At 53.5% G+C, this 22,678-nt stretch carries 18 protein-coding genes; 5 read left to right on the top strand and 13 right to left on the bottom strand.

The genetic code is table 11. The annotated features are described in order from the left end of the window. Positions 1 to 3: 3 nt before the first annotated feature. The 5 genes from mgtE to FCS97_RS12350 all read right to left on the bottom strand — a co-directional run bounded on the left by mgtE (position 4) and on the right by FCS97_RS12350 (position 8,267). Positions 4 to 1,500 carry a magnesium transporter gene (mgtE, locus tag FCS97_RS12330; RefSeq protein WP_138518733.1) on the bottom strand — a complete coding sequence of 499 codons (1,497 nt, stop codon included), beginning with the start codon at positions 1,498 to 1,500 and terminating at the stop codon, positions 4 to 6. A gap of 21 nt (positions 1,501 to 1,521) precedes the next feature. Next, entirely contained in the window at positions 1,522 to 2,781 is a 1,260-nt protein-coding gene (locus tag FCS97_RS12335) for a putative Na+/H+ antiporter (RefSeq protein WP_138518734.1), read from the bottom strand. A 30-nt stretch (positions 2,782 to 2,811) separates the two neighbouring features. Further along, positions 2,812 to 4,605 carry a bifunctional chorismate-binding protein/class IV aminotransferase gene (locus FCS97_RS12340; RefSeq protein WP_138518735.1) on the bottom strand — a complete coding sequence of 598 codons (1,794 nt, stop codon included), beginning with the start codon at positions 4,603 to 4,605 and terminating at the stop codon, positions 2,812 to 2,814. Positions 4,606 to 4,663: 58 nt separating this feature from the next. After that, positions 4,664 to 5,866: a patatin-like phospholipase family protein gene (locus tag FCS97_RS12345; protein WP_171035302.1), complete on the bottom strand. Its 1,203-nt coding sequence runs from the start codon at positions 5,864 to 5,866 to the stop codon at positions 4,664 to 4,666. An 85-nt stretch (positions 5,867 to 5,951) separates the two neighbouring features. Beyond that, on the bottom strand, positions 5,952 to 8,267 hold the full coding sequence (locus FCS97_RS12350; RefSeq protein ID WP_281283839.1) for an NADP-dependent malic enzyme: 2,316 nt from the start codon (positions 8,265 to 8,267) through the stop codon (positions 5,952 to 5,954). 128 nt (positions 8,268 to 8,395) lie between these two features. Here FCS97_RS12350 and FCS97_RS12355 point away from each other — a divergent pair, with 128 nt between their 5' ends. After that, complete coding sequence (locus FCS97_RS12355; RefSeq protein ID WP_138518737.1) at positions 8,396 to 9,562, top strand: aminotransferase class I/II-fold pyridoxal phosphate-dependent enzyme; 1,167 nt, start codon at positions 8,396 to 8,398, stop codon at positions 9,560 to 9,562. Here the strand turns inward: FCS97_RS12355 and FCS97_RS12360 are convergent. Continuing rightward, positions 9,559 to 10,416 (bottom strand): lytic transglycosylase domain-containing protein, encoded by an 858-nt coding sequence (locus tag FCS97_RS12360; RefSeq protein WP_138518738.1) that lies wholly within the window; start codon positions 10,414 to 10,416, stop codon positions 9,559 to 9,561. The genes FCS97_RS12355 and FCS97_RS12360 overlap by 4 nt on opposite strands. Before the next feature lie 417 nt (positions 10,417 to 10,833). Here FCS97_RS12360 and FCS97_RS12365 point away from each other — a divergent pair, with 417 nt between their 5' ends. Continuing rightward, a complete protein-coding gene (locus tag FCS97_RS12365) occupies positions 10,834 to 12,417 on the top strand; it encodes a UbiD family decarboxylase (RefSeq protein WP_138518739.1) in 1,584 nt (527 codons plus the stop codon). Here FCS97_RS12365 and FCS97_RS12370 read toward each other — a convergent pair. The 5 genes from FCS97_RS12370 to FCS97_RS12390 all read right to left on the bottom strand — a co-directional run bounded on the left by FCS97_RS12370 (position 12,395) and on the right by FCS97_RS12390 (position 15,735). Then, entirely contained in the window at positions 12,395 to 12,805 is a 411-nt protein-coding gene (locus FCS97_RS12370; RefSeq protein ID WP_138518740.1) for a hypothetical protein, read from the bottom strand. The genes FCS97_RS12365 and FCS97_RS12370 overlap by 23 nt on opposite strands. Beyond that, positions 12,802 to 13,206 carry a phage holin family protein gene (locus FCS97_RS12375; protein ID WP_138518741.1) on the bottom strand — a complete coding sequence of 135 codons (405 nt, stop codon included), beginning with the start codon at positions 13,204 to 13,206 and terminating at the stop codon, positions 12,802 to 12,804. The genes FCS97_RS12370 and FCS97_RS12375 overlap by 4 nt, the downstream gene beginning before the upstream one ends. Before the next feature lie 9 nt (positions 13,207 to 13,215). Continuing rightward, positions 13,216 to 13,515 carry an ElaB/YgaM/YqjD family protein gene (locus tag FCS97_RS12380; protein ID WP_138518742.1) on the bottom strand — a complete coding sequence of 100 codons (300 nt, stop codon included), beginning with the start codon at positions 13,513 to 13,515 and terminating at the stop codon, positions 13,216 to 13,218. Between the two features lie 102 nt (positions 13,516 to 13,617). Beyond that, positions 13,618 to 15,069 (bottom strand): D-alanyl-D-alanine carboxypeptidase/D-alanyl-D-alanine endopeptidase, encoded by a 1,452-nt coding sequence (dacB, locus tag FCS97_RS12385; RefSeq protein ID WP_171035303.1) that lies wholly within the window; start codon positions 15,067 to 15,069, stop codon positions 13,618 to 13,620. A 75-nt stretch (positions 15,070 to 15,144) separates the two neighbouring features. Then, complete coding sequence (locus FCS97_RS12390) at positions 15,145 to 15,735, bottom strand: hypothetical protein (protein WP_138518744.1); 591 nt, start codon at positions 15,733 to 15,735, stop codon at positions 15,145 to 15,147. Positions 15,736 to 16,096: 361 nt separating this feature from the next. Between FCS97_RS12390 and FCS97_RS12395 the strand changes: the two genes are divergently transcribed. The 3 genes from FCS97_RS12395 (at position 16,097) to FCS97_RS12405 (ending at position 20,009) form a co-directional block, all read left to right on the top strand. Then, a complete protein-coding gene (locus FCS97_RS12395; protein WP_138518745.1) occupies positions 16,097 to 17,932 on the top strand; it encodes a DEAD/DEAH box helicase in 1,836 nt (611 codons plus the stop codon). A 197-nt stretch (positions 17,933 to 18,129) separates the two neighbouring features. Beyond that, positions 18,130 to 19,446: a chloride channel protein gene (locus FCS97_RS12400; protein ID WP_171035304.1), complete on the top strand. Its 1,317-nt coding sequence runs from the start codon at positions 18,130 to 18,132 to the stop codon at positions 19,444 to 19,446. 11 nt (positions 19,447 to 19,457) lie between these two features. Continuing rightward, positions 19,458 to 20,009 carry a hypothetical protein gene (locus FCS97_RS12405; protein ID WP_138518747.1) on the top strand — a complete coding sequence of 184 codons (552 nt, stop codon included), beginning with the start codon at positions 19,458 to 19,460 and terminating at the stop codon, positions 20,007 to 20,009. Here the strand turns inward: FCS97_RS12405 and FCS97_RS12410 are convergent. Then, positions 19,988 to 20,656: a response regulator transcription factor gene (locus tag FCS97_RS12410; protein WP_246066327.1), complete on the bottom strand. Its 669-nt coding sequence runs from the start codon at positions 20,654 to 20,656 to the stop codon at positions 19,988 to 19,990. The genes FCS97_RS12405 and FCS97_RS12410 overlap by 22 nt on opposite strands. Continuing rightward, complete coding sequence (locus tag FCS97_RS12415; protein WP_138518748.1) at positions 20,643 to 22,634, bottom strand: two-component system sensor histidine kinase NtrB; 1,992 nt, start codon at positions 22,632 to 22,634, stop codon at positions 20,643 to 20,645. Before FCS97_RS12415 ends, FCS97_RS12410 begins: the two co-directional genes overlap by 14 nt. Positions 22,635 to 22,678: the final 44 nt, after the last annotated feature.

Raw genomic sequence — 22,678 nt, forward strand, 5'->3', positions numbered from 1 at the left:
GCCTTAAAAGAACAGGGAGGCCAGCCCCAGGAAAATGAAGAAGCCCATGCTGTCAGTGGTAAAAGTGAGCAGCACTGAGGAGCCCATGGCGGGATCCCGACCCATTTTCTCAAGCCCCAGCGGAACCATGACCCCAATAAGCGAGCCCACCAACAGGTTGAGCATCACCGCCAGGGTCATCAACAAGCCCAGCATGACTGCATTGGGCGATCCAAAATAAAGCCCCCAAGCCGCAAGGCCTGCCACACTACCCCACACCAACCCATTCAAACCAGCAATGGCCAGTTCTTTTTTCAGCAACACCTTGAAGTTCGCCGCAGTCACCTGCCCCAGGGCCAGGGAGCGGATCATCAGGGTCATGGTTTGATTACCAGAGTTGCCAGCAATGCCGGCAACAATTGGCATGAGTGTGGCCAAGGCAACCACTTTGGCAATCGTGCCCTCAAAGGTGTCAATCACCCGACTCGCAAAAAATGCAGTGCACAGGTTCAAACCCAGCCACAACCAACGGTTTTTAGCTGACTCCCACACCGAAGCAAACAAGTCTTCTTCTTCACGCAAACCCGCGCTGGAAAGTAGGTCCGCCTCGCTTTCTTCGCGAATTACATCCACCACTTCATTCACGGTAAGGCGACCAATCAGCTTGCCAGACGGATCGAGAACCGGGGCAGACACCAGGTCATAACGCTCGAACGCTTGCGCAGCCTCGTAGGCATCATCCAGTGCCGACAACATCAACACCTCGCGGCTCATCACCTCGCTCACCAGTGTCTCTGGTTCATTCACCAGCAGGCGGTCCAGGGGCAAACTGCCCTTGAAATGATCCACACGATCCACCACAAACACCTGGTCTGTTTGATCAGGCAATTCATCAAATCTGCGCAGGTAACGCAGCACCACTTCAAGCGTCACATCGTCGCGAATGGTCACCATGTCGAAGTCCATGCGCGCACCCACGGTATCCTCCGGGTAGCTCATGGCAGCGCGCAGCTGCTCGCGCTCTTCAAGGCTCAAACTGCTGGCCAGCTTCTCCACCACATCGCGCGGCAGGTCTGGGGCCAATTCGGCAATTTCATCAGCGTCCAGCGATTCTGTGGCAGCAAACAATTCTTCGCTGTCCATGGACTTGATCAACGTTTCCCGAACTGCATCACTCAACTCGAGAAGAATGTCACCGTCGCGGTCAGAACGAACCAAACCCCACACCAACATACGGTCTTCTTGCGGCAGGCTTTCAAGCACATAGGCCACATCGGCCGGGTGCAGCAGGTAAAGCTTGTTGCCAAGTTCGGTCAGGTGCTGGCGATGTACCAACTCTTCAACCAGGCTTTGACGCTCGGGATTGACTGTGGTTTGCTGGTTGTGAACAACGCTCTCGATGACTTTTTGTTTGCGCAACAAGGCCTGCACTTCGGCCAATGCCCGCTGTGCATCATCGAGATCATGAGGCAGCTCAACAGCTGGTTCTTGATCGTGATAATCGATGTTTTGTTCGCTCAAACCTATCGCCTTGAAAGCAGATTACAAAAACTGAAAAGCCACCACGGCCACCAGCGTGGGCCCGAGTGCTGCCAACAACAGCTTGACAGGATTGATGGCGCCGTCGTTGAAATACTTTTGCAAAATGGCAAAACCGGCCGGGTTTGGCGCATTTGCAATTACAGTCAAACCACCGCCAGTCACAGCCCCTGCCACCAAAGCATACTTGAATTGGTCATCTACACCCTCCACAAGCGAGCCAAGGTAAGTCAGCGCGGCATTGTCAGTAATTGCAGTTAGGGCAGTGGCACCATAGTAGAGTGCCGTCGGACTCATGCCTTTCAAAGTGTCTTGCAACCACCAAGCCTGCATGCCGCCCAATACCACCAAACCTGCCAGGAAAAATGCAACCATCAGCCCCTCTTTCAAAATCAGGCGGTCTTGATAACGGCTGTAAGCGGATGTGTATCCAAGAAAGAAAAGAAACAAACCCATGAACATGGCCGCATGGTGGGCAAACACCACCACACCCACCAAGAACAGCAGGTGAGTTGCAATGACCCAGACTGGCATGTCTTCCTTGGGCCCATTTTCAGCAGGCTTTTTCATGGCAGTCAATTCTTTGGCAAACAGAAAGGTAAGCACTGTGGCATTCACAAACACGGCAATCGCCGCCTTCCAGCCAAACATGGTCAGCATGTACTGCATGTCAAAACCCCACTTGGCCGCCACCATCAACACAGGTGGTGCTGCAAACGGGGTCAAGGTACCACCAATGGAAATATTCACAAACAACACACCGAGTGTGCCGTACATCAATTTGTTACTGATGCCCTGCGTGTAAAAGCGGTCGCGCAGCAGAAAGGCAGCCAGCGTCATGGCAGCTGGCTCGGTGATGAACGAGCCCAACAAAGGCACAATGGACAAGGTGGTAAAAAAGTAAGCCACCTGCCTGTCGATGGGAATGACCGAGGCCACCACCCGCACAATGCGGCCAGCCAGTACCAGGATTGGTTTGCTCGCGGCAATCACCATGATGGCAAACACAAACAAGGGTTCAGTGTAATTGCGCGTGTCTACATACTCAATGGCACCGGTTTGTCCAATGATGAAAAACATGAAGACCACCAGTACCATGGCCCAAAAACCAAATACAGCCTCGACTTCACCCAGCAAATGCCAAAGCCCTGCGTGGTTGGGCTGGGTGTGCGCAAGGCGCTCAAAGTATTTGGTGGAGAAAGTGTGAATGACGGCAATGGCGAAAAGAATGGCGCCAATCAGTTCAATCGTGGTCGGGTTCATGTCACATCCCTTCTTGTTTATTGTTTGTTTTTAGTTGGCAGAAAAAAGCACCATGTCGTGTGCATCAACCACTTTCGCCACGGGCACCCAGCCTCGCAAACTGTTGATCAACCACACTTCTTCGGCGCGCTGCAAGTCTTGCACATTCAGTGTAGTTTGCCGAATCGTATTTTCCCTTAAAAGGCGGGCACGCAACACCCCGGGTAGCAAATAAGTACTGGCACGCTCACAAATTTGTGGTGTTAACCACTCGCCATCAATTTTTAACACCACATTGCAACGGCAGGTTTCAAGCAACAAACCTTGCGCGTTAAAAAGCAAAACATCAAAAGCACCGTTGGCCTGGCGCTGGAAACTTTCATACTCCGGTCGATAGGTGGTTTTGTGAAGTACAAATTCAGGCTTGCCCCGCATGGCTGAATCTGCCAAACGCAGTAGCACCGGGCTTTCATCCAACTTCATTTCATGCAGCTCAACTTGCAATTCACCGCACGCATCCAGCAAACAGCGCGCGCGGAAAGTTCCATTCGGGTTTTTGTTTGCAACGGTGCTTAAGTGAAGGCGTACATCTTGCTCGTCAAACAGATAAGAAAACTGCCTGGCCGACCTGTCCATCCGCTTCAAATGATCGTCCAGATGAAGCCACTGCCCATGCTCCAGACGCAAAGTTTCAAGCACCTTGAAGTCGCAAGTGGCTTCACGTAAAAAAGCAGTTTTTTGCCACCACTCTTTTTTTTCATCATTGACCGTGGAGTACCAAGTAATACCACTACCAACGCCGTACTCCAGTTCATCGGCCTGTTCAATGACAGTGCGAATAGGAACATTGAACTGCACTTGTCCACCAGGGCTCAATACACCAAGAGCACCACAATAGAATTTCCGAGGGGCTTGCTCCCATTGGGCGATTCGCAACATGGCCTGTGATTTCGGTGCTCCGGTCACACTGCCACATGGGAAAAGGGCTGCAAAGAGATCTGCCAAGGCAATACCCGGCAAAGTTCGCCCCGAAATACTGGAGGTCATTTGGTCCACTGTGGGCAAATGCATGACATCAAACAAGGAGCGCACCTGCACCGACTTGGCCTGGCACACCTTCGCCATGTCATTGCGCAACAAATCAACAATCATGACATTCTCAGCTCGATCTTTTTCGCTGTCACTGAGTACATCCACACTGCCGGCAACAGGTCGGCGGGTGCCTTTCATCGGTGCTGTTTGTAACTCATTGCCATCCCAACGAAAAAACAATTCGGGCGACAAGCTGATTGCATTGAACACGCTACCGCGCAAAAACAAACTTTGTGGTGCAGGCTGGCTTGCGTAGAGATGCTGGAATAAGGCCCAGGCATCCAGCCGTGGATTGGCTGCTTTAAGCCGAGTGGTCAGGTTGATTTGATAAAACTCGCCAGCCTCAATGGCCTGCTGAACCTGCTGGTAAGTTTCTTGATAATGTTGCCCGGTTTGCTGATCCAGCCAAGGCATGAATTTCGATTCAATCGGCAAGCGTTGCAATTGCGATTGGCGCAGCACACTCACCTGCTTCGGTTCAAATGCATGAAACTCAAGCAAAGGGAAATGATTGGAAGCACGCACAGGCAAGGCAGAATCGAAAACCGGTGCAGCTTCATAACTTAAACCGCCCACGACATACAAGCCCTGTTTGGACAAATCATGCGCGTGTGCAATCATCGCCTTCACTTCACTTGAATTGAAGGTACTGAGCACCTGGGCAGGTTCGCCGTGCGCAACACACAGACCATCTGCGACCTCTGCATGGGTCATGCTTGCATGCCAAGCAGCAGAAACCAAAGGTGAATGCATCGCAAGAAACGCCTGAACTGCCTCGAAGCGCCAATTGTAACGCGGCTTAGCCTAGAACTTAGCGGCCTGACTGACCCAGGTGGAAGAACTCGTACACGGCCTCGCGCTTGGCGATGGTGTCGGCAATACCCATGCGTATCAATTCACGCGTGTAGTTTGCTTCAAACAACAGATAGCTGGCCAATGAAGAACCGCTGGCTTCGGTCGCGCCCAAGGCCGACAGCAAGGTGCGCACCGGGCGGGGCAAGTCTTGAGTGTGGCGCGCAGCAATTTCATCAATTCGCTCAGACGGCGAAATCACCAACAACTCAATCGGTTTCAATGTGGTTTTGGTCGCCATCTCGGGTGGCAACAAACCCAGGGTTTTGTTCACCCTGCTTAAGCGTTCAATGTCGATGGACAAACTGTCCAGAAAAATGGAGGCCATGGCATGGCCCGCAATTTGAGCCAAACTGGGGTAGGCATTTTGAACTTCAACGCGCTGGGTATGATCGTGGTCTGATTGACTGGAACCAATCACCATCACGCGGTTGGCACCCAGATGAATTGCCGGGCTGATCGGGGCCAGTTGCCGAATTGAACCATCGCCAAAATGCTCCATCTGCCCTTCAATATTCAGCTTCACCGCAGGGAACACAAATGGAATTGCTGCGGAGGCCAGCAAATGCTCGACTGTAATTCGGTCGGGCAATGCGACGCGCTGGGTTCTGGCCCAACTTTCAATCGCCTTTTGAGTCTGAAAAAATGTCACGCTGCGACCAGAACTGTAGCTGGAGGCAGTCACTGCCAACGCATGAATGGTGCCGTTCTCCAGCGCTTCGTCCAGCCTGCGAAAATGCAGCAACTGATGCATCAAATGCGACAGGGGAGAATTGTCGAGCAAACACTTCGGGCGCTTGCGCAGCATCCAGCCAATTGAAAGCGCAGACAGCCAGCGCGCGCCGGTGCGAATAATGCCCAGAGAATCCGAGCGGAACACTTGGTCTGAGCTGAAGTTTTCCCAAACTTTCAGCATGCGGTCCGTAGACTGATAAAAATTGCGCCCTGCGCAGGCCAGGGCAGCGGCGTTGATTGCGCCAGCAGAGGTACCACACAAAATCTTGAATGGAAAATCAAACTCTCGCTTGTTCTCCTGTTCAAACCACTTGGCAAGTTGATGGAGCACGCCAACCTGGTAAGCAGCGCGGGCACCACCACCCGACAGCACCAGTCCGGTGATGTCATCGTGATCGTCAGTGTGAAATGTGTCGTGTTCGCTCATGAAACCATTGTGCGACACATTTTGATTGAGTTAAAACAAAAACAGGCATGCCTTGCATGCCCATTTGTTGTTTTAAAATGCAAACTCAGATCGAGCTGACGCGTTCCGAATTGGCGTCCAGTACAGCCAAGGCTGTCATGTTCACAATGCGACGCACCGTGGCAGACGCGGTCAGGATGTGTACAGGTTTGTCCGACCCCAACAAAATTGGACCCACCGCAATGCCGTTGCCAGCCGCTGATTTCAACAGGTTGTACGAAATATTGGCGGCGTCAATATTTGGGCACACCAGCAAATTGGCCTCGCCCGTTAAGGTTGAACCCGAGAAGATGGTGTTACGAACCTGTTCATCAATGGCGCAATCACCGTGCATTTCACCGTCTACTTCCAGCCACGGTGCAATGTTGCGAAGAATTTGAAGCGCTTCGCGCATTTTCACAGCTGAGGGCTGGTTGCTCGAACCAAAGTTGGAATGCGACAACAAGGCTGCCTTGGGCTGTACGCCCAGGCGCAGCATTTCCTCAGCAGCCATCAAGGTGATTTCTGCAATTTGCTCGGCAGTGGGGTCGTAGTTCACATGGGTGTCGACCAAAAACACCTGGCGGTTGGTCAACATCAATCCATTCATGGCACCGTAAGTGTTGCAACCGGCGCGACGGCCCAGCACTTGATCCACATAGTGCAAGTGCAGTGAATGGGTACCAAAGGTTCCGCAAATCATGCCATCTGCGTTGCCTTTGTGAATCATCATCGATCCAATCAAGGTATTGCGGCGACGCATTTCAATTTTGGCGTAGGCCTCGGTAACACCCTTGCGCTTGGTCAAATCATGGTACATGCGCCAGTAATCTTTGTAGCGCTCGTCGTATTCGGGGTTGATCAGTTCAAAATCAACACCAGGTTTAATACGCAAGCCAAAACGCTCCAGGCGGCGCTCGATCACAGCTGGGCGACCAATCATGATTGGCTTTGCAATGGCTTCGTCGACCACCACCTGTACCGCACGCATTACTCGCTCGTCTTCACCTTCAGCAAACACAATGCGGGAGGTTTCCGGTGTTTCAGCCACACAACGTTTGGCCACCGCGAAAATCGGCTTCATGAATGTGCCTGAGTGGTACACAAACTGCTGCAACTGGTCTTTGTAAGCTTCCAGGTCTGCGATTGGGCGAGTAGCCACACCGCTTTCCATGGCTGCCTTCGCCACGGCAGGCGCGATGTGTACGATGAGGCGGGGATCGAAAGGTTTGGGAATCAGGTACTCAGGGCCAAAACTGAGGTTTTGGGTGCGGTAGGCTGACGCCACCACATCGGATTGCTCTTTGCGTGCCAGTTCCGCCACAGCGCGTACAGCCGCAATTTCCATTTCTTTGGTGATGGTAGTGGCCCCCACATCCAGCGCACCCCTGAAAATAAAGGGGAAGCACAGCACGTTGTTCACCTGGTTTGGATAGTCGGTACGGCCGGTGCACATAATTGCATCGTCACGCACCTCCTTCACCTGCTCTGGCAAAATTTCCGGTGTGGGGTTGGCCAGAGCCAAAATCAGAGGCTTTGCGGCCATGGCACGTACCATGTCTTGCTTTAACACACCGCCTGCTGACAAGCCCAAAAATACATCCGCGTCTTTGATGACATCAGCCAAAGTACGGGCGGGTGTGTCTTGCGCAAACAGGTCTTTGTCCGGGTCCATATTCGTAGGACGGCCTTTGTAAACCACCCCATCAATGTCGGTGACCCACACATTTTTGCGGGGTAAGCCCAGCTCGACCAGCAGCTCGAGGCAAGCCAATGCGGCGGCACCCGCACCAGACACCACAAATTTCACTTCATCCAGTTTCTTCCCGATCACTTCAAGACCATTCAGGATGGCCGCACCCACGACAATGGCTGTGCCGTGCTGATCATCGTGAAATACAGGAATGTTCATGCGCCCACGCAAGGCACGCTCAACCTTGAAGCAGTCAGGTGCCTTGATGTCTTCCAGATTGATGCCGCCAAATGTCGGCTCAAGCGATGCAATAATCTCAATCAGCTTGTCGGGGTCGTTCTCGTTGATTTCAATGTCGAACACATCAATGCCGGCAAACTTTTTGAACAGCACTGCCTTGCCTTCCATCACGGGTTTGGCGGCCAGTGGGCCGATATTGCCCAAACCGAGTACCGCTGTGCCATTGGTGACAACACCCACCAGGTTTGCCTTGGCGGTGTAACGTACCGCAGTAGATGGGTCTGCTTCGATTTCTTCACAGGCCGCGGCAACACCGGGAGAATAGGCCAAGGCAAGGTCGCGCTGGTTAACCAGGCTTTTGGTCGCTGAAATCTGCAATTTCCCGGGTTTGGGGAACTCGTGATATTCCAGGGCTGCTTGCCGGAAGCGCTGATCCATAGGTTGAGCCATATAATCGTCTCTTTGAGGTGAAGTGAACAACAGAACCGAAAATTATAGGCGCAGCCAGAGATGCTGTCCCTAGGGGTTTCCACAAATCGCGCAACTTGTTCGCGCCTCTCCCTAACAATGGTGAAGAATTGAAGCAGTCCAGTCTCAGCAATATTGTTCAACCCTTTCATGTCATGGAACTGGTCAAGCAGGCCGATGCGCTCGAAGCCGAAGGCAAGCCTGTGATCCACCTGTCGATCGGCGAACCTGACTTCCCAATGCCCCAACCCGTTCAAGACGCCCTCTTGCAAGCCGTTTCAGCGCAAAAAAGCCGTTATACGGCAGCCTTGGGTTTAACGGAATTGCGCGAAGCCGTCAGCAATTACTACCAAACAGCATTTCAAGTGGATGTGCCTGCGCGGCAAATCGTGATCACATCCGGTGCATCTGCTGCGCTGATGTATGCCTGCCTTGCCTTGATCAACCGCGACCAGTCAGTTCTTCTGGCCGATCCGGGGTACCCCTGCAACAAGACTTTCGTGCAAATGGCGGGCGGATTGCCTGAATTTGTACAAACTCAGGAAGAACAGAACTTTCAACCCAGCTGGGAGGACTTGGCCAATCAGTGGACCCAAAACACCGCGGGCGTGCTGCTGGCCTCTCCCAACAATCCGACTGGCACACAGCTTAGGTTTGATGCCATGCGAGAAATTGCAAATGGAGTCAGGGAGAAAGGCGGATTCTTGATTGTTGACGAGATTTATCAATCCCTGTGTTATGACCAGGCCGCGCAAAGCATTCTTCAGCTAAGCGGCGCACCTGGACCTGACACACCGCTTGTGGTGATCAACAGTTTCTCGAAGTACTTCGGCATGACCGGGTTGCGTCTGGGCTGGATGGTCGTGCCCGATGCATTGCTTCCAGCCATTGAGCGGTTTGCACAAAACCTGAGCATTTGCCCCAACACGCCAGCCCAGTGGGCCGCGCTGGCCTGCTTCACACCGGAAACACTGGCCATTTGTGAACAACGTCGACAGATATTCAAAGCCCGAAGAGACTTCTTGGTGAGGGAGCTGCCAAACGCTGGGATCGAATTGCACTCGACACCGAATTCGGCTTTCTATATCTACGCCAAGGCGCCCTACAACAGCGAAAACTATTGCAGGGATTTGCTGGAAAAAAATTGGGTATGTGCAGTACCCGGAAAAGATTTCTCTCAATACCGGGGGGATGAAATGCTGCGTTTGTCGTATGCCAATTCGATGGAAAACCTTGAGCTTGCCATCGAACGGATACATCAATTCAATTGCGGTTAGCCTTCTGAGCCAGCAACAGTCACAGCAGAAACCTTCTCGGCTTTCTCACGTGATGCCACCAAATGGCCCTGCTGGTAAGCGGAGTCGATTCGTGATTTCAACGCCAACACTTTACCGGGGTACCCACCGTCGTTGCCATGAATGGCCGCACCCACATACCAGCGCAGACCGGCGTGAACAGAGCCAGTGCGACGTGTGTATTCGCGAATGATTTTCGCACCCACGCGCATATTCATCTCGGGATTCAAAGGCGACCAGTCGCCAGGGGACAAAGCCTCAAACTTGTCCTTGTGAATCTTTGGCATGACCTGCATCAAACCACGGGCTCCCACTGGGCTGGCCGCAAAGGGATTGTAGGAGGATTCAATTCCGACGATTGCCAAAATCAGCGTAGGCTCTACCTTCTCTTCCTTGCCAACTTTGTAGGCCAGACGAACAATGGATTCAACCGCTTCGGGCGACACGCTGTAGCGCTTGGACAAATACGATGCGATTTGGCGTTGACCCGCGGTCAATGGCTTGCTGGAGTCGATTGAATTGAACTTCACCGGCATCAGGTTTTTGGAACCCGATACTTGAGTCTGCTTGCCTGTATTGTTGGCAACCTCGGCACCACCGGCAGCCAGACCCGTACTCAGCAAATCAATTTCAGCTGCGAATACAGCCTGCACTGGGGCAGAGAAAAACACCTGGCTGCGAAGCTCGGCATTGGACAACAAAATTGCCACTGCGCCTGCCACCAGAACCGACGATGCCACTCCAAGACCGGTGACGGCTTTTTTGAATGACTGGATCATGTTCTGAGATTTGACCTGCTGGCCATTTACGCTCAGAACGGTTTCGTACTGCTTCATGCAACCTCCTCTGCTACGCAAACGCAGGCTTAACCCTGCATTGTTTGACTCAGCGGTGCATCTGCCTCCATTTTGTCCGTGAGGCAGAACGTTCTGCTTCGACCAATTACTACAAGTACTGCATGGCCGAGGCACTCTTAAGATGAAGTAAGGCTCACTTAAGTTCCCTTAAGTTTTACCCTCCAACTGCGTTTGTGTGACTTAGGTGATACCTGTCACAAAGCTGAGCGGATTCTAGGGTCAACCCGGACGGTGGTCAATGCAAAATCTGGTAGAGTCTTTCTACTCAAAACAAGAACTTACCCCCACAACTAGGCGTTATGCGCTTTTGGGGGGCTTGAAAAAGCCCTCTAGGTGTGGGTTGTAATTTCTTGTTAACTGTTCCTTTCGGACCACAAACAGGCAGTTTTTTTCACAATGCGATACAAGAACCTTCGAGACTTCATTGATTTACTCTACAAAGAAGGTGAACTACAGCGAGTACCCGAATCGGTCAGCCCTGTTCTTGAAATGACGCATCTTTGCGACAAGGTGCTGCGCGCCGAGGGCCCAGCCCTGTTGTTCGACGCGCCACAAGGTTACAAGCACCGCGTTTTGGGCAACCTGTTCGGCACACCAAAACGAGTGGCCATGGGCATGGGGGCGGACAGCACCGAAGCCTTGCGTGAAATTGGTCGCACCCTGGCTTACCTGAAAGAACCCGAACCACCCAAGGGAATGCGAGACGCACTGGACAAGTTGCCTTTGGTGAAACAGGTGCTGTCCATGGCGCCGAAAGTGGTCAGCAAAGCACCGTGCCATGAAAACGTCGTAGAAGGTCCCGACGTTGACCTGAATCAAATTCCAGTTTGGACTTGCTGGCCCGATGATGCAGCCCCCCTGCTAACCTGGGGCCTGGTGGTCACCAAAGGCCCAAATCGCAAACGCCAAAACCTGGGCATTTACCGTCAACAACAAATTGGCAAAAACCGGCTGATCATGCGTTGGCTGGCCCACCGTGGCGGCGCACTCGATTTCCGTGACCACGCCTTGAAATATCCAGGCCAACCCTTTCCAATTTCAGTGGCTTTGGGCGCAGACCCAGCCACCATTCTGGGTGCTGTAACCCCCGTGCCCGACACCTTGTCGGAATACCAGTTTGCGGGTTTGCTGCGGGGCAGCCGCACCGAACTTGTGGCCTGCAAAGGCAACGAGTTACAGGTGCCCGCCGAGGCGGAAATGGTGCTGGAAGGTCACATCTACCCCTATGAACACCCAATTGCCGTGGCCGCCCGCAAAGGCAGAACCGATGGTGAGGTGCCGGAAATACGGGAAGGTGTCACCGTACTGCGTGCCCCCCCACCCGTGCCTGAATACCTAAAGGGCTGGGACTGCGCCCTGGAGGGCCCTTATGGGGACCACACCGGTTATTACAACGAGCAAGACTGGTTTCCGGTGTTCACGGTAGACCGCATCACCCTGCGCAACGATGCGATTTACCACAGCACCTACACTGGCAAACCACCCGATGAACCAGCCGTGCTGGGCGTGGCTTTGAACGAGGTGTTTGTGCCGATACTGCAAAAGCAGTTTCCGGAAATAGTCGATTTCTACTTGCCCCCAGAGGGCTGTAGCTACCGCATGGCCGTTGTGTCCATGAAAAAGGCTTACGCCGGGCATGCCAAACGCGTGATGATGGGCACCTGGAGCTTCCTGCGCCAATTCATGTACACCAAGTTTATTGTGGTGGTGGACGACGACGTGAACGCACGCGACTGGAAAGAAGTGATTTGGGCAATTACCACGCGAATGGACCCGGTGCGAGATACCGTGCTGATTCAAAACACGCCGATTGATTACCTGGACTTTGCAAGCCCGGTGAGCGGCTTGGGTGGCAAGATGGGTTTGGATGCCACCAACAAGTGGCCAGGTGAAACCAACCGCGAATGGGGCCGCAGCATTCAGCCCGACCCTAAGCTGGATGAGCGTGTGCGAGAACTTATGAGTCGCTTGGGTCTATAGGAAGTTCAGTTTCTGAACGGGAGGCCCATGGGCTTCTTGTTTGGAACCAGAACATGCCTGCTGCCAAGGCCACGGCGCCCAAACCAGCACGCAAAGCCACTTTGGAAACAGGTTTGCGAAAACGAAGCAATGCTGTCGAGGCCAACATGCCGAGCAAGGGGTATTTTTTCAAGCCTTCTTGCCAAAACTGACCGCCCAAACTGGCCACTGGCCCCAAGGCACGCATATTGCGCTGACCCAGCCAGCCGCCAAACTGCCGGAACACATTAACCCAGGCAAATTCTTTTTTCAGCGTATCAACCTGTCCGCCAAATTCCATGCGTTCTAACTGGGCTTTCATCATCAGCAATTCTTTGCGTGCTTCCAGGGCATCAAACTTTTTACTCATGACTGCTCCCTGGGGTGATCGGCACTGCTCAGGCTATCCAGTACAGCCTGTTTGTCGCGCCCCAATTCAGCCAGTGTTGCTTCAAACAAGGGAGGTTGCGCAGCCAAGGTGTCCTTCAGTTGCACATAAAAATAAACGCCCAGCACCATATAAAACGCCGCACACCCGGCAATGGCCAAAAAACGGTGAGTGTCCCAAGCCAAGGCAATGATCAGCACACAAATAAACAAGGAAGCAAAAGCCGCAGCCAATGCAGTCAGCAAAGACCACACCACCGTACGTACGGTGGTTTGACGGGCTTGCGCCAGCTCAACACCCGCCAATTCCAGGCGGGTTTGGGTCATGCCCAACAAGCTGGCTACCACCCGTTTCAGTGCTGCCCTCGCATTTGGATTTAGCACGGCCAGCCTTTAACGACGATTAATAATCAAACCCAATACAAAACCCACCGCAGCCGCAATACCCACAGCCTTCCAGGGGTGATCGTGCACATAGTCGTCTGTGGCACGTGCTGCTGCCTTGCCTTTTTCAAGTACGGCTGACTGGGCGTCTTGCATCACTTCCCTGGCGCGACGAAGGCTAACCAGCGCTTTTTCGCGAAGCTCAACTGCACGCTCGCCAGACGAAGAAGCTGCGGCTTTCAACAGATCTTCTGCATCGCTCAATACGATTTTCATGTCACTAAAGAGTTTGTCTTTGCTGTTGTCCATTTGTTGGCCTCGTGCTGGTGAATGAAAGTAATGGGTCAGTCTAACAAAGGAAAACCCTGATTGGGAAAGGCTTGCAGGCAAGCGCATCATTTTTGGCTTGAATTATTCCGCTCTGTACAAAAACTCCAGCAAGCTTTCCATGGGTCCCCAGCTGTCGTAGGCCCTGGGGCTTTTAACTAGTACACCAACCGCCCACAACTGGCCTTCGCTGTCCCGCAAGTAGCCACCCAATGAACGCACGCCGTTGAGGCTTCCCGTTTTCAGGTAAGCAAATCCACCCACGTTGTTCACGCGTCTGTGAAGCGTGCCGTCTGCACCCGCACGCGGGAAGCTGGCCAGAAAATCAGGAAAATCGGACCGGTTTGCCATGTTCCGAAGAAACTCGGCAAGGCCTTTCGCATCAATCCGGGTACTGCGAGACAAGCCGGAACCGTTCTCGAAAAACCAGTCATTCGATGAAATGCCCTGCAACTTCAACCAGTCCTTCAATTGGGCATTGAAAGCCTCAGGCGTGCCGGCCACTGCAAGTTCAAGATGGCGAGCCATCACATTGCTTGACCATTTGTTGATTTGCTTGATCAAGTCACCAAGTGGCTTGCCATAATGCGTGTACAAGGCAATTGTGTTGGCCGGAGTGACGCCTTTGATGACTTGCCCACCTTGTGGCCCGGCAAACTTGCCACCCAACTGCAACCAAATCTCCTTAACCCACGATTCCCAAAGCCAATCTTGTGCAGGAATACGAATCGGCAAACGGGATTGTCCACAACGGCGTGGGTAGTTGCCTTTCACGGTCACCACCACATTTCGCCCCGCTTTCGCAAAATCCACCGACATGCCGTTCTTCCAGGCACCACAACCGCCAGCGGTCAAATTGATTTCCGACACAAATGCCCAGTCTTTTGGGGCTTCCTCAGGCACCACAATTACCGTGTTTTCGTTGATTTTCAAATCAATCGACATGGCACCAAAATTCAGCAACAAGGCATCGGGTTGAGCATGGTAGGCCCGGTGGGGCGCATCATCGAAAGCATCTTCCTCCGCAAGGCCAAGGCTGGGCATTTGCTCGGTAAACGCAGAGTCATCCAGAACAACCGGGCCGTTGATTACATCAACCCCTTTGGTTCGAAGTTGCCGAAGTGAAGCCCACAGGTCTGCACTCAAAAACGCAGGATCGCCGCTGCCTTTGATGTACAAAGGGCTGTTCAAAACACCGTCTACCGGTTCAGCGTCGGCGTGAAATCCTGTTTTGAATCGATAGGTCGACTCCAGCTTTTGCAAAGCCAACGCAGTTGTAAACACCTTGGCCACTGAAGCCGGGTTGACCAGTTGGCTGGAACCGTGGGCGTAGGCTTGCGGCTTGCGATGAACAAAAGGCGAAATTGGAAGTGCGTAAGCTGTGAAATCGTCTGCTGCAATGCCTTTTTTGACGAAGGCCTGAGTGACGGCGGAAGGGAATGCCCGCACCTGGGGATCCACAGTGGCGGACCATGCAGCTTGTGGCAAAGCCAAACCGAACAAGAAGAAAACACCACCTAACTTGCGAACAGACACGCGTGAAATCCTGAAGTGCAATTGTGAACTTTCAGGATATCATTCATGCCACCTTGTGTAGGCCGCCCTCTGTTCTCAGGTGTGTTTCTTCGGGTCCTTTTTGCGCTCCCAAGGTCTTGCTGGCGCCTCAGCCGCCGGAGTTTCTTGGGGCGGCGTTTCTTGCGGAACCACAGTCGGCGCAGCCACGGTGGCATCGGCCTTCCCCACTGCCTGCGGTGGGGTCACAGCTGGGTCTGGTGCAGTTGGTTCGTCAATACCTTTGGGCTGCCAGCGCTGCCGCCCTTGGGCCAGCGGAACTGCTTCCTCTGCGGCGCCTGTCGGTGCAGAATCGGGTTCAACAGGCGCTGCCTGAAGGCCAGGCGCATCCAGCGACGTTCTTTCCTGCTTGAACGCAGAATTGCGAATCTCGGGTTTCACCACCTCAATTTCATTGGCCAACATGTAGTCGTTCATGTCACGCCAACCCTCAAACACCCCAGACTGATGAGTATTGGGATTCAAGGTAAAACAATCTTCCAGCGCGCGGCCTGAATGCCTGCATGCCGCGCCCACCGCCTTGCTGTCCTCTATGGACAACTTGCCTGTCAGGCCGGGGATCTGCGACAGATCGCATGAACTCAACATGGTTGCAGCACCGGCCACCATCAATATCTTTAGCTTTCTCATAATCCAGTCCTGATTGACCACCTCTACAGGTGATAACGTCTGCATTCTGGAAAAATTGATAGGCAATTGCGGGGATGTTGGTGTTTTTCTTCTAATTGTGGTTTTAGCCACAATCTTTTCTTGTGCATTGCACCCAAACCCAGTAGACTTCGCTCCAGATTGCAAATCAACGGGTCGTTTTACGATTCTCACCATTGGACCGCGTTGGGTTGCCTTTGTTGGCACTAGCTCTTGAAGCTGTGCTTTGCCCATCGCCGCCAGTTCTCTTGCGACCATCCGGAACAACCTAGTTCCCAGCCGCGTCGTTTCATTTCTGTTCGTCGATGAATTTTTAAGTCCACATCGAATTGGAACTTTTATCATGTCTTTGTCATTTGATGACATGGGTCTTGCCGCGCCTTTGCTGCAAGCCCTCAATGCTTTAAACATTACTGCCCCTACACCCGTTCAAGCTGAAGTGGTACCACTCGGCAAAGAAGGCGGCGACCTTATGGTGTCCAGCCAAACCGGTAGCGGCAAAACTTTCGGCTTCCTGTTGCCCGTCATGCACCGCATGATGAGCGGCGAACAAAGCCCCATGGAAATGCTGGCTGGCCCTGAGTGCCTGGTGCTGTGCCCAACCCGCGAACTGGCCCAACAGGTTAGCCAAGACGCGATCAACCTGGTGAAATTCACCAAGGGCGTTCGTGTAGCAACCGTTGTTGGCGGCATGCCTTACGGCAAGCAAATGGCCAGCCTGCGCGGTGCACGCATTGTTGTGGGCACACCAGGCCGTTTGCTCGACCTGGCCCAACAAGGCAAACTGAACCTGAGCACGGTAACCACCCTGATTGTTGACGAAGCGGATCGCATGCTTGACCTGGGCTTCTCTGAAGACCTGGAAGCCATCGACCAGTTGTGCGGCAACCGCATTCAAACCCTGATGTTCTCTGCCACATTTGCCAAGCGCATCATCGGCTTGGCTGAAAACATCATGAACAACCCCAAGCGCATTGAAATGGCGGCTCAAAATGAAGCCAACACCGACATCGCCCAGAAACTGATGTGGGCTGACAACCGTGGCCACAAGCGCAAGCTTTTGAACCACTGGCTGGAGCACCCGGACATGGTTCAAGCTGTTGTATTTACAAGCACACAAATTGACGCTGAAAACCTGGCCCGCGATTTGGCTGACGAAGGCGTACGCGCCTGCGCCCTGCACGGTGGCATGCCACAAGTGGTGCGTAACCGTCGTTTGGCCAGTGTTCGCAAAGGCGACATCAAGGTATTGGTTGCAACCGACGTTGCTGCCCGTGGCCTGGATGTGCCCGCAATTTCACACGTCATTAACTACGGCATGCCCATGAAGTCGGAAGACTATGTGCACCGCATTGGCCGTACCGGCCGAGCTGGCCGCACTGGCGTGGCTGTAACTTTGGCCGAAGCCTGCGACATCATCAGTGTTCGCGGCATCGAGCGTTTCATCAATTCCCGTATTCCTGAAGAACAGGTTGAAGGCCTTGAGCCTCGCGGTAACTTCACGCAGGCGCCACGCGGTGGCAAGCCAAGTGGTGGCCGTGGTCGTTCAGGTGGCGGTGGTTATGCTGGCAACGGCGGTGGCCGTTCAGAAGGTCGCAGCTTTGGCGGCGGTGAGCGCAAATCGTACGGTGACAAGCCTGCATTTGGCGAACGTAAATCGTATGGCGACAAGCCTGCCTTCGGCGAGCGCAAGTCCTATGGCGACCGCAAGCCTTTTGAAGCACGCGAAGAGCGCAGCTTTGGCGATCGCAAGCCATTCACTCAGGGAGAAGAGCGCAGCTTCGGCGACCGCAAACCTTTCGGTGACCGCAAACCTTATGGCGACAAGCCTTCATTCGGCGACCGCAAGCCCTTTGGCGAGCGTAAATCGTTTGGCGACAAGCCCTCATTCGGCGACCGCAAGCCCTTTGGCGAGCGTAAATCGTTTGGCGACAAGCCTTCATTCGGTGACCGCAAGCCGTCCGGTTTTTCTGGCAATTCCGATGCGCCCAAAAAATGGAACCGCGACGCAGAACGCCCAAGCTTCCCGCGCTCTGAAGAGCGTGCTCGACCAGCCTTCCGCGCTGAGGGTGCTGCACCCTCAGGCCCAAAGCGTGAACACGCGTCTGGTGCCCGCAAAGAAAACGCGGCACGCAATATGGGGGACCGTGGTGGCTTCAGCCGCCGCCGCGCTGGCTAAAGAAGCAGCGTAAAAGCACCACGGGGGAAACCCCGAGAAAAACCCTCAGCCGAAAGCCTGAGGGTTTTTTGTTTTTATGCGACAATTTGAAGCTTGTTGACCAACCAAGCAGGAAACCTTCCACAGTGTGGCCGAATTCTAAAAACAAGTGGCTGGCGCATAGCGCTCGACTCTCGCGTTTTATGGCAGACCGGGGCATGATTGTCTCCGTCATTTACGCTTTTTCCCTGCTGGTTGGCTTTCTCGCTGTTGGTTTTGCCTGGATGTCTGACTTTGCTGGCGAGTGGAACAAGGAACTGTTTGCCGAGCACATGTGGATTGCGCTACTGCTGCCACCCATCGTATTTCCAATCGCCTTGTGGCTGGTCAACACCGTTTTCTGGGGCGCTGGTGGCAGTGGCATTCCGCAAGCCATCAAGGTAACCAAACACCCCAAGCCCAGACTGATGGAACGACTGTTGGGGCCGCGCGCCTTTTTGGGCAAACTTCTGATCACCCCATTTGTGATTGCAGCAGGTGCCGCCGCAGGGCGTGAAGGCCCAACGGTTCAAATTGGTGCGGCGCTGATGGCCTACGCCGGGCGTTTCCCCAACATTGCGAAGTTGTTTGACACCCGCTCACTGATTATTGCGGGCGGGGCTGCCGGGGTTGCTGCTGCTTTTAACACACCCTTGGGCGGTCTTATGTTCGCGTTTGAGGAACTGGGGCGGCGAAAAACCATGCGCCACACCTCAGCACTACTGATGGCGATTGTGCTGGCCGGTTTGGTCGCACTGATCCTGCAGGGCAATTATTCATATTTTGGTTATTCCAATGCCACCATTGATTGGGGGCAGGAATGGCTGGTTATTTTCACACTGGCCATCCTCACGGGCATTGTGGGCGGCCTTTATGGACGCAGCATGCTTATTCTCGTGTCTAGCACCAGTTTTCTGGGTAGTTTGCGCAGCCGTTTCCCCTACCGGTTCGCAGCCGGTTGTGGTGTAGTGCTCTCGCTAATGGCCCTGGTATTTGGCGCCGAAGTATTTGGTGCGGGTTACGAAGAAACCAAAGCCGCACTGCAAGACAGCGAAGAACTGTCGCCCATGTTCTGGCTGACCAAAATGGTGGCCACCGTGGTGTCTTTTGCCAGCGGCATACCTGGCGGCGTATTCTCTCCAACCTTGTCCATCGGCGCTGGTTTTGGTCACTTCTTTGCGGGGCTCACCAACAGCGAAACCGCACCTTTGATGCTGCTGGCCATGGTGGGTGTTTTGTCTGCTGTAACCCACTGTCCAATTACGGCATTCGTCATTGTGCTGGAAATGGTCGACAACCATGATTTGGTCATGCCACTTATTTTTGTGTCGGCCATCTCAACCCAGGTTAGCAAACGTATTTTGCCTGCATCCATTTATCACTTGCTGGCCAACCAGATTAAGGTCAGCTTTACCCAGACTGAAGCGGCACCTACACCTGCGCCGCCAGCAGAAGCCAAGCCAGAAGAAGGCACCGGCATTGAAGACAAAAAATGAGCAGGCGGTAAATGAGTCAGTGCTGTTCAGGGAAAGTCATTGGGCTGGTCGCAGTGGCTGCGCTTTGCATGATCAAGCCTGCGCGAGCGATTGACAATGTCGTGCAAAGACTAAGCAACCCGGAAATACACTGCGGCCATCAACCCACGCTTGATTTGTTCAACGGTGTGGTCAATGCACTGTCAGAATCTCAGAGCACTGCGGCCGCCTTGACACTTCGCCGGGAAGACAGGCGGCTGGAGTTGCTGATCCACTTCATGCCGGGGCAGCGCGAAATTCCGGACAACTGCCTGCCCAAGCTGAGAGCCCTGAATGAGGCCACCAAAACGGGGCGATCTGGCCCAATCCTGATTCGGTCCAGCACCCAAACCGGAGGAAGCGCTGAACTTGATCTCGCCATGGCCAGCCAAAGACTGGACTCGGTTCAGAACTACTTTCGGGAAAACCGCCTCGCCCGCAGGGCCTTTGTGCTGGAGTTGCACCCAGACACCTCAAACCCTCTGTTTGGCGATGCAGTCAGCCTGCCGAATATGGTGGAAATTTATTCCAGCCCGGCCAACTGATCAAAACCAAGGCGATCGCTCAGGCGGCTGAGCAAAGTTGCCAGTTCAGCGGCTGAGCGTACCTTGAGTTTGTCAAACACATTGGCACGGTGCACTTCAACCGTGCGCATGGAAATGTCCAACTCGGAGGCGATCACCTTGTTCAGCTTGCCTTTGGCCACCAGAAACATGACTTCTCGCTCTCTGGGAGACAAACGGTCAATTCGCTCTGACCATTGCTTCAGCACCTCGAGGTTGACCAGAAACTCGCCTGATTTTTGAAGTGCCTGCTTGACACGTTCAATCAAGCGTTGATCGGTGGTTGGTTTTTCGTAAAAATCGAATGCGCCGTTTTTTACAGCTTCTACAGCAGTAGAAATATCGCCGTGCCCGGTCAAGAAAATAACGGGCAATCGGTCGAGGCTATAACCGCTGCGTTTGAGCCATTCAAACACTTCGAGCCCCGACATATCGGGCATGCGTAAATCAAGTAGCAAACAAAGCTCGGCATCACTGTTGACGTAGTCATCAAGCCTGGACTTGAAACTCTCGAAATTCGCAAACCCTTGCATCGGCAGGTCTACGGTTTCAAACATCCATTTCATGCCTTCGCGCAAATCGTCATCGTCATCGAGCAGCAAAACCTGCACTTTCTTAGTTGGCTCCAACTGACTGCTCTCCTTCCATGGATTCTTTGACTGCCATCGGCAAGTCCATTGTAAAACAGGTACCACCAGTGGGCACAGCCTCGGCTTTCAGGCGGCCTCCGTGCGATTCCGCCACCGAGCGGCACAGGCTTAAACCCAAACCCAAGCCGTCGGGCTTTGTCGAGACCAGGGCCTCAAACATTTTCTCGGTGTTGTTCAAACTCAAACCCGGACCATCGTCGCGCACTGAAAACTCAAAAGAATTTTCAAGCTGGCGCGCACGTATCCATACATTGCGAATTCGTTGCGAGGCAGTAAAAGCTTCCGATGCATTTTTAACCAGATTGACAAGGGCTTGCTCCACCATGATTCGGTCGATATACAAGACAAAATCGGGCGCAGCAATGTCGAAGTGCAAACGCACCTGGTGCAACATGGCTGTGGAATTCACCATGAATTGAATGGAATCGATCAGCTCGGCAACGCGAACATTCTCTCTCGTGGGTTTGCGTTTGCGCACCAGGTTCTGAACCGACCCCACCACTCGTCCAGCACGTTGCGCCTGATCACGCAATTTTTCAAACAACTGGCCATACATTTCAAGACTGGCCCCCCGTTGGCTCAGGTTCATGCCAGCCTGTGCATACGACACCATGGTGGCCAGAGGCTGATTCAATTCATGGGCAATGTTGGAGGCCACCTCCCCCACCAAGGCAAATCGTGATGCGGCTTGCAGTTTTTCACGCTGCTCGGCGATCAGCGATTCAGAACGCTTGCGGTCGGTAATATCGATCACTGAACTCATCCAGCCCGTGTGAACGCCACGTACATCTTTCAGAGGTGCCTCGACAATCAACACATCGATCAGCTTGCCGTTTTTGTGCTGATAAATGGTTTCAAACCCTTCAGGTGGCGCATTGCCAGAAATCACATTGGCCACTAGCCTTTTGTACTCCTCGGCACTCTTGCTGGGCCAATAAGGCAGCGGCTGCGGAATGCCAATCAGCTCTTCAGGCTTGTAACCCACCATATTGCAAAATGCCGGGTTGACATACCGGATAAAACCTTGCAAGTCCCACACACGCAAACCCACCGCCATCGAGTCTTGCATGGACTGACGAAACAGTTTCTCTTCCTCAAGGCGGGCCTCAATTTCGAGGCGGCGGCGAGAATCTCGCCACAACATGATGAAGCTCAACAACAACAGAAGCAGCAAGAATGCGAGTGCACCGGTAATGCCGTAATTGAACAATCGGGGGCCTTCCTGAATGCTGTTGACCCTGAGTTGAAATTGCAGCCCACCAAGTTCCAGCGAAGTGGTGTGCATGTAAACGCCAGCACCGGGACTGGCTTTGACCAAACGCGACAAAATGGCACCGCTGGCATCCAGCAGCTCTACCTGGTTGTCTTGCGCAAACCACCAAGGCAATTCTTTTTCCAGCATCAGGTCGAGGTCGATCAGGCCTGCTGTAACCGCCTCACCGCGCTGGCCCACGCTGACATTGGCCACATAGTGGCGTCCCTGAAACAAAAAGGGGCCCACCAAGCCATCCAGCCGGGATTCGTAGCGTTGGGAAACCGCCGGCAAGACCAGTTGACGCACCGCCTCCAGATCAAACTCATCAAAATTGCCTTCAAGTTTTACAATTGGCTCCAGTTCAGGCCCGCGGAACACGGCCACCAGTTCACCAGAACTGCGGCTCAGTTGATTCAGGCTGGCAGCAAGGCGGGCCGAGGGATATATCAGCGAGTCGTTGGTCAGTGCCTGCAGCGAGTTGATCAAACCGCCCACCTGAAACTGGATGTTCTGTCGGGCCCAAAGTGCGTCTGCGATCAGTTTTGCCTGGTTTTGATCACGCTCATCTTGCTGGGCGTAGTAAACTGCGGCCACCAACAAAGCCATCAGCAAGGAAAAGACAAGCACAGGCATGCCGAACCTCATGGCTTGGCGACGCTTGATCTTCTTTAAGTTGGGCTCGTAAGGGGCGAACAGTTGCATGGCTGGATAGTGCCACGAAATGGCAAAAAGATTTCAGAGTATGT

Source organism: Limnobacter alexandrii (assembly GCF_005871185.1).
In the GTDB taxonomy this organism is placed as follows: domain Bacteria; phylum Pseudomonadota; class Gammaproteobacteria; order Burkholderiales; family Burkholderiaceae_B; genus Limnobacter; species Limnobacter alexandrii.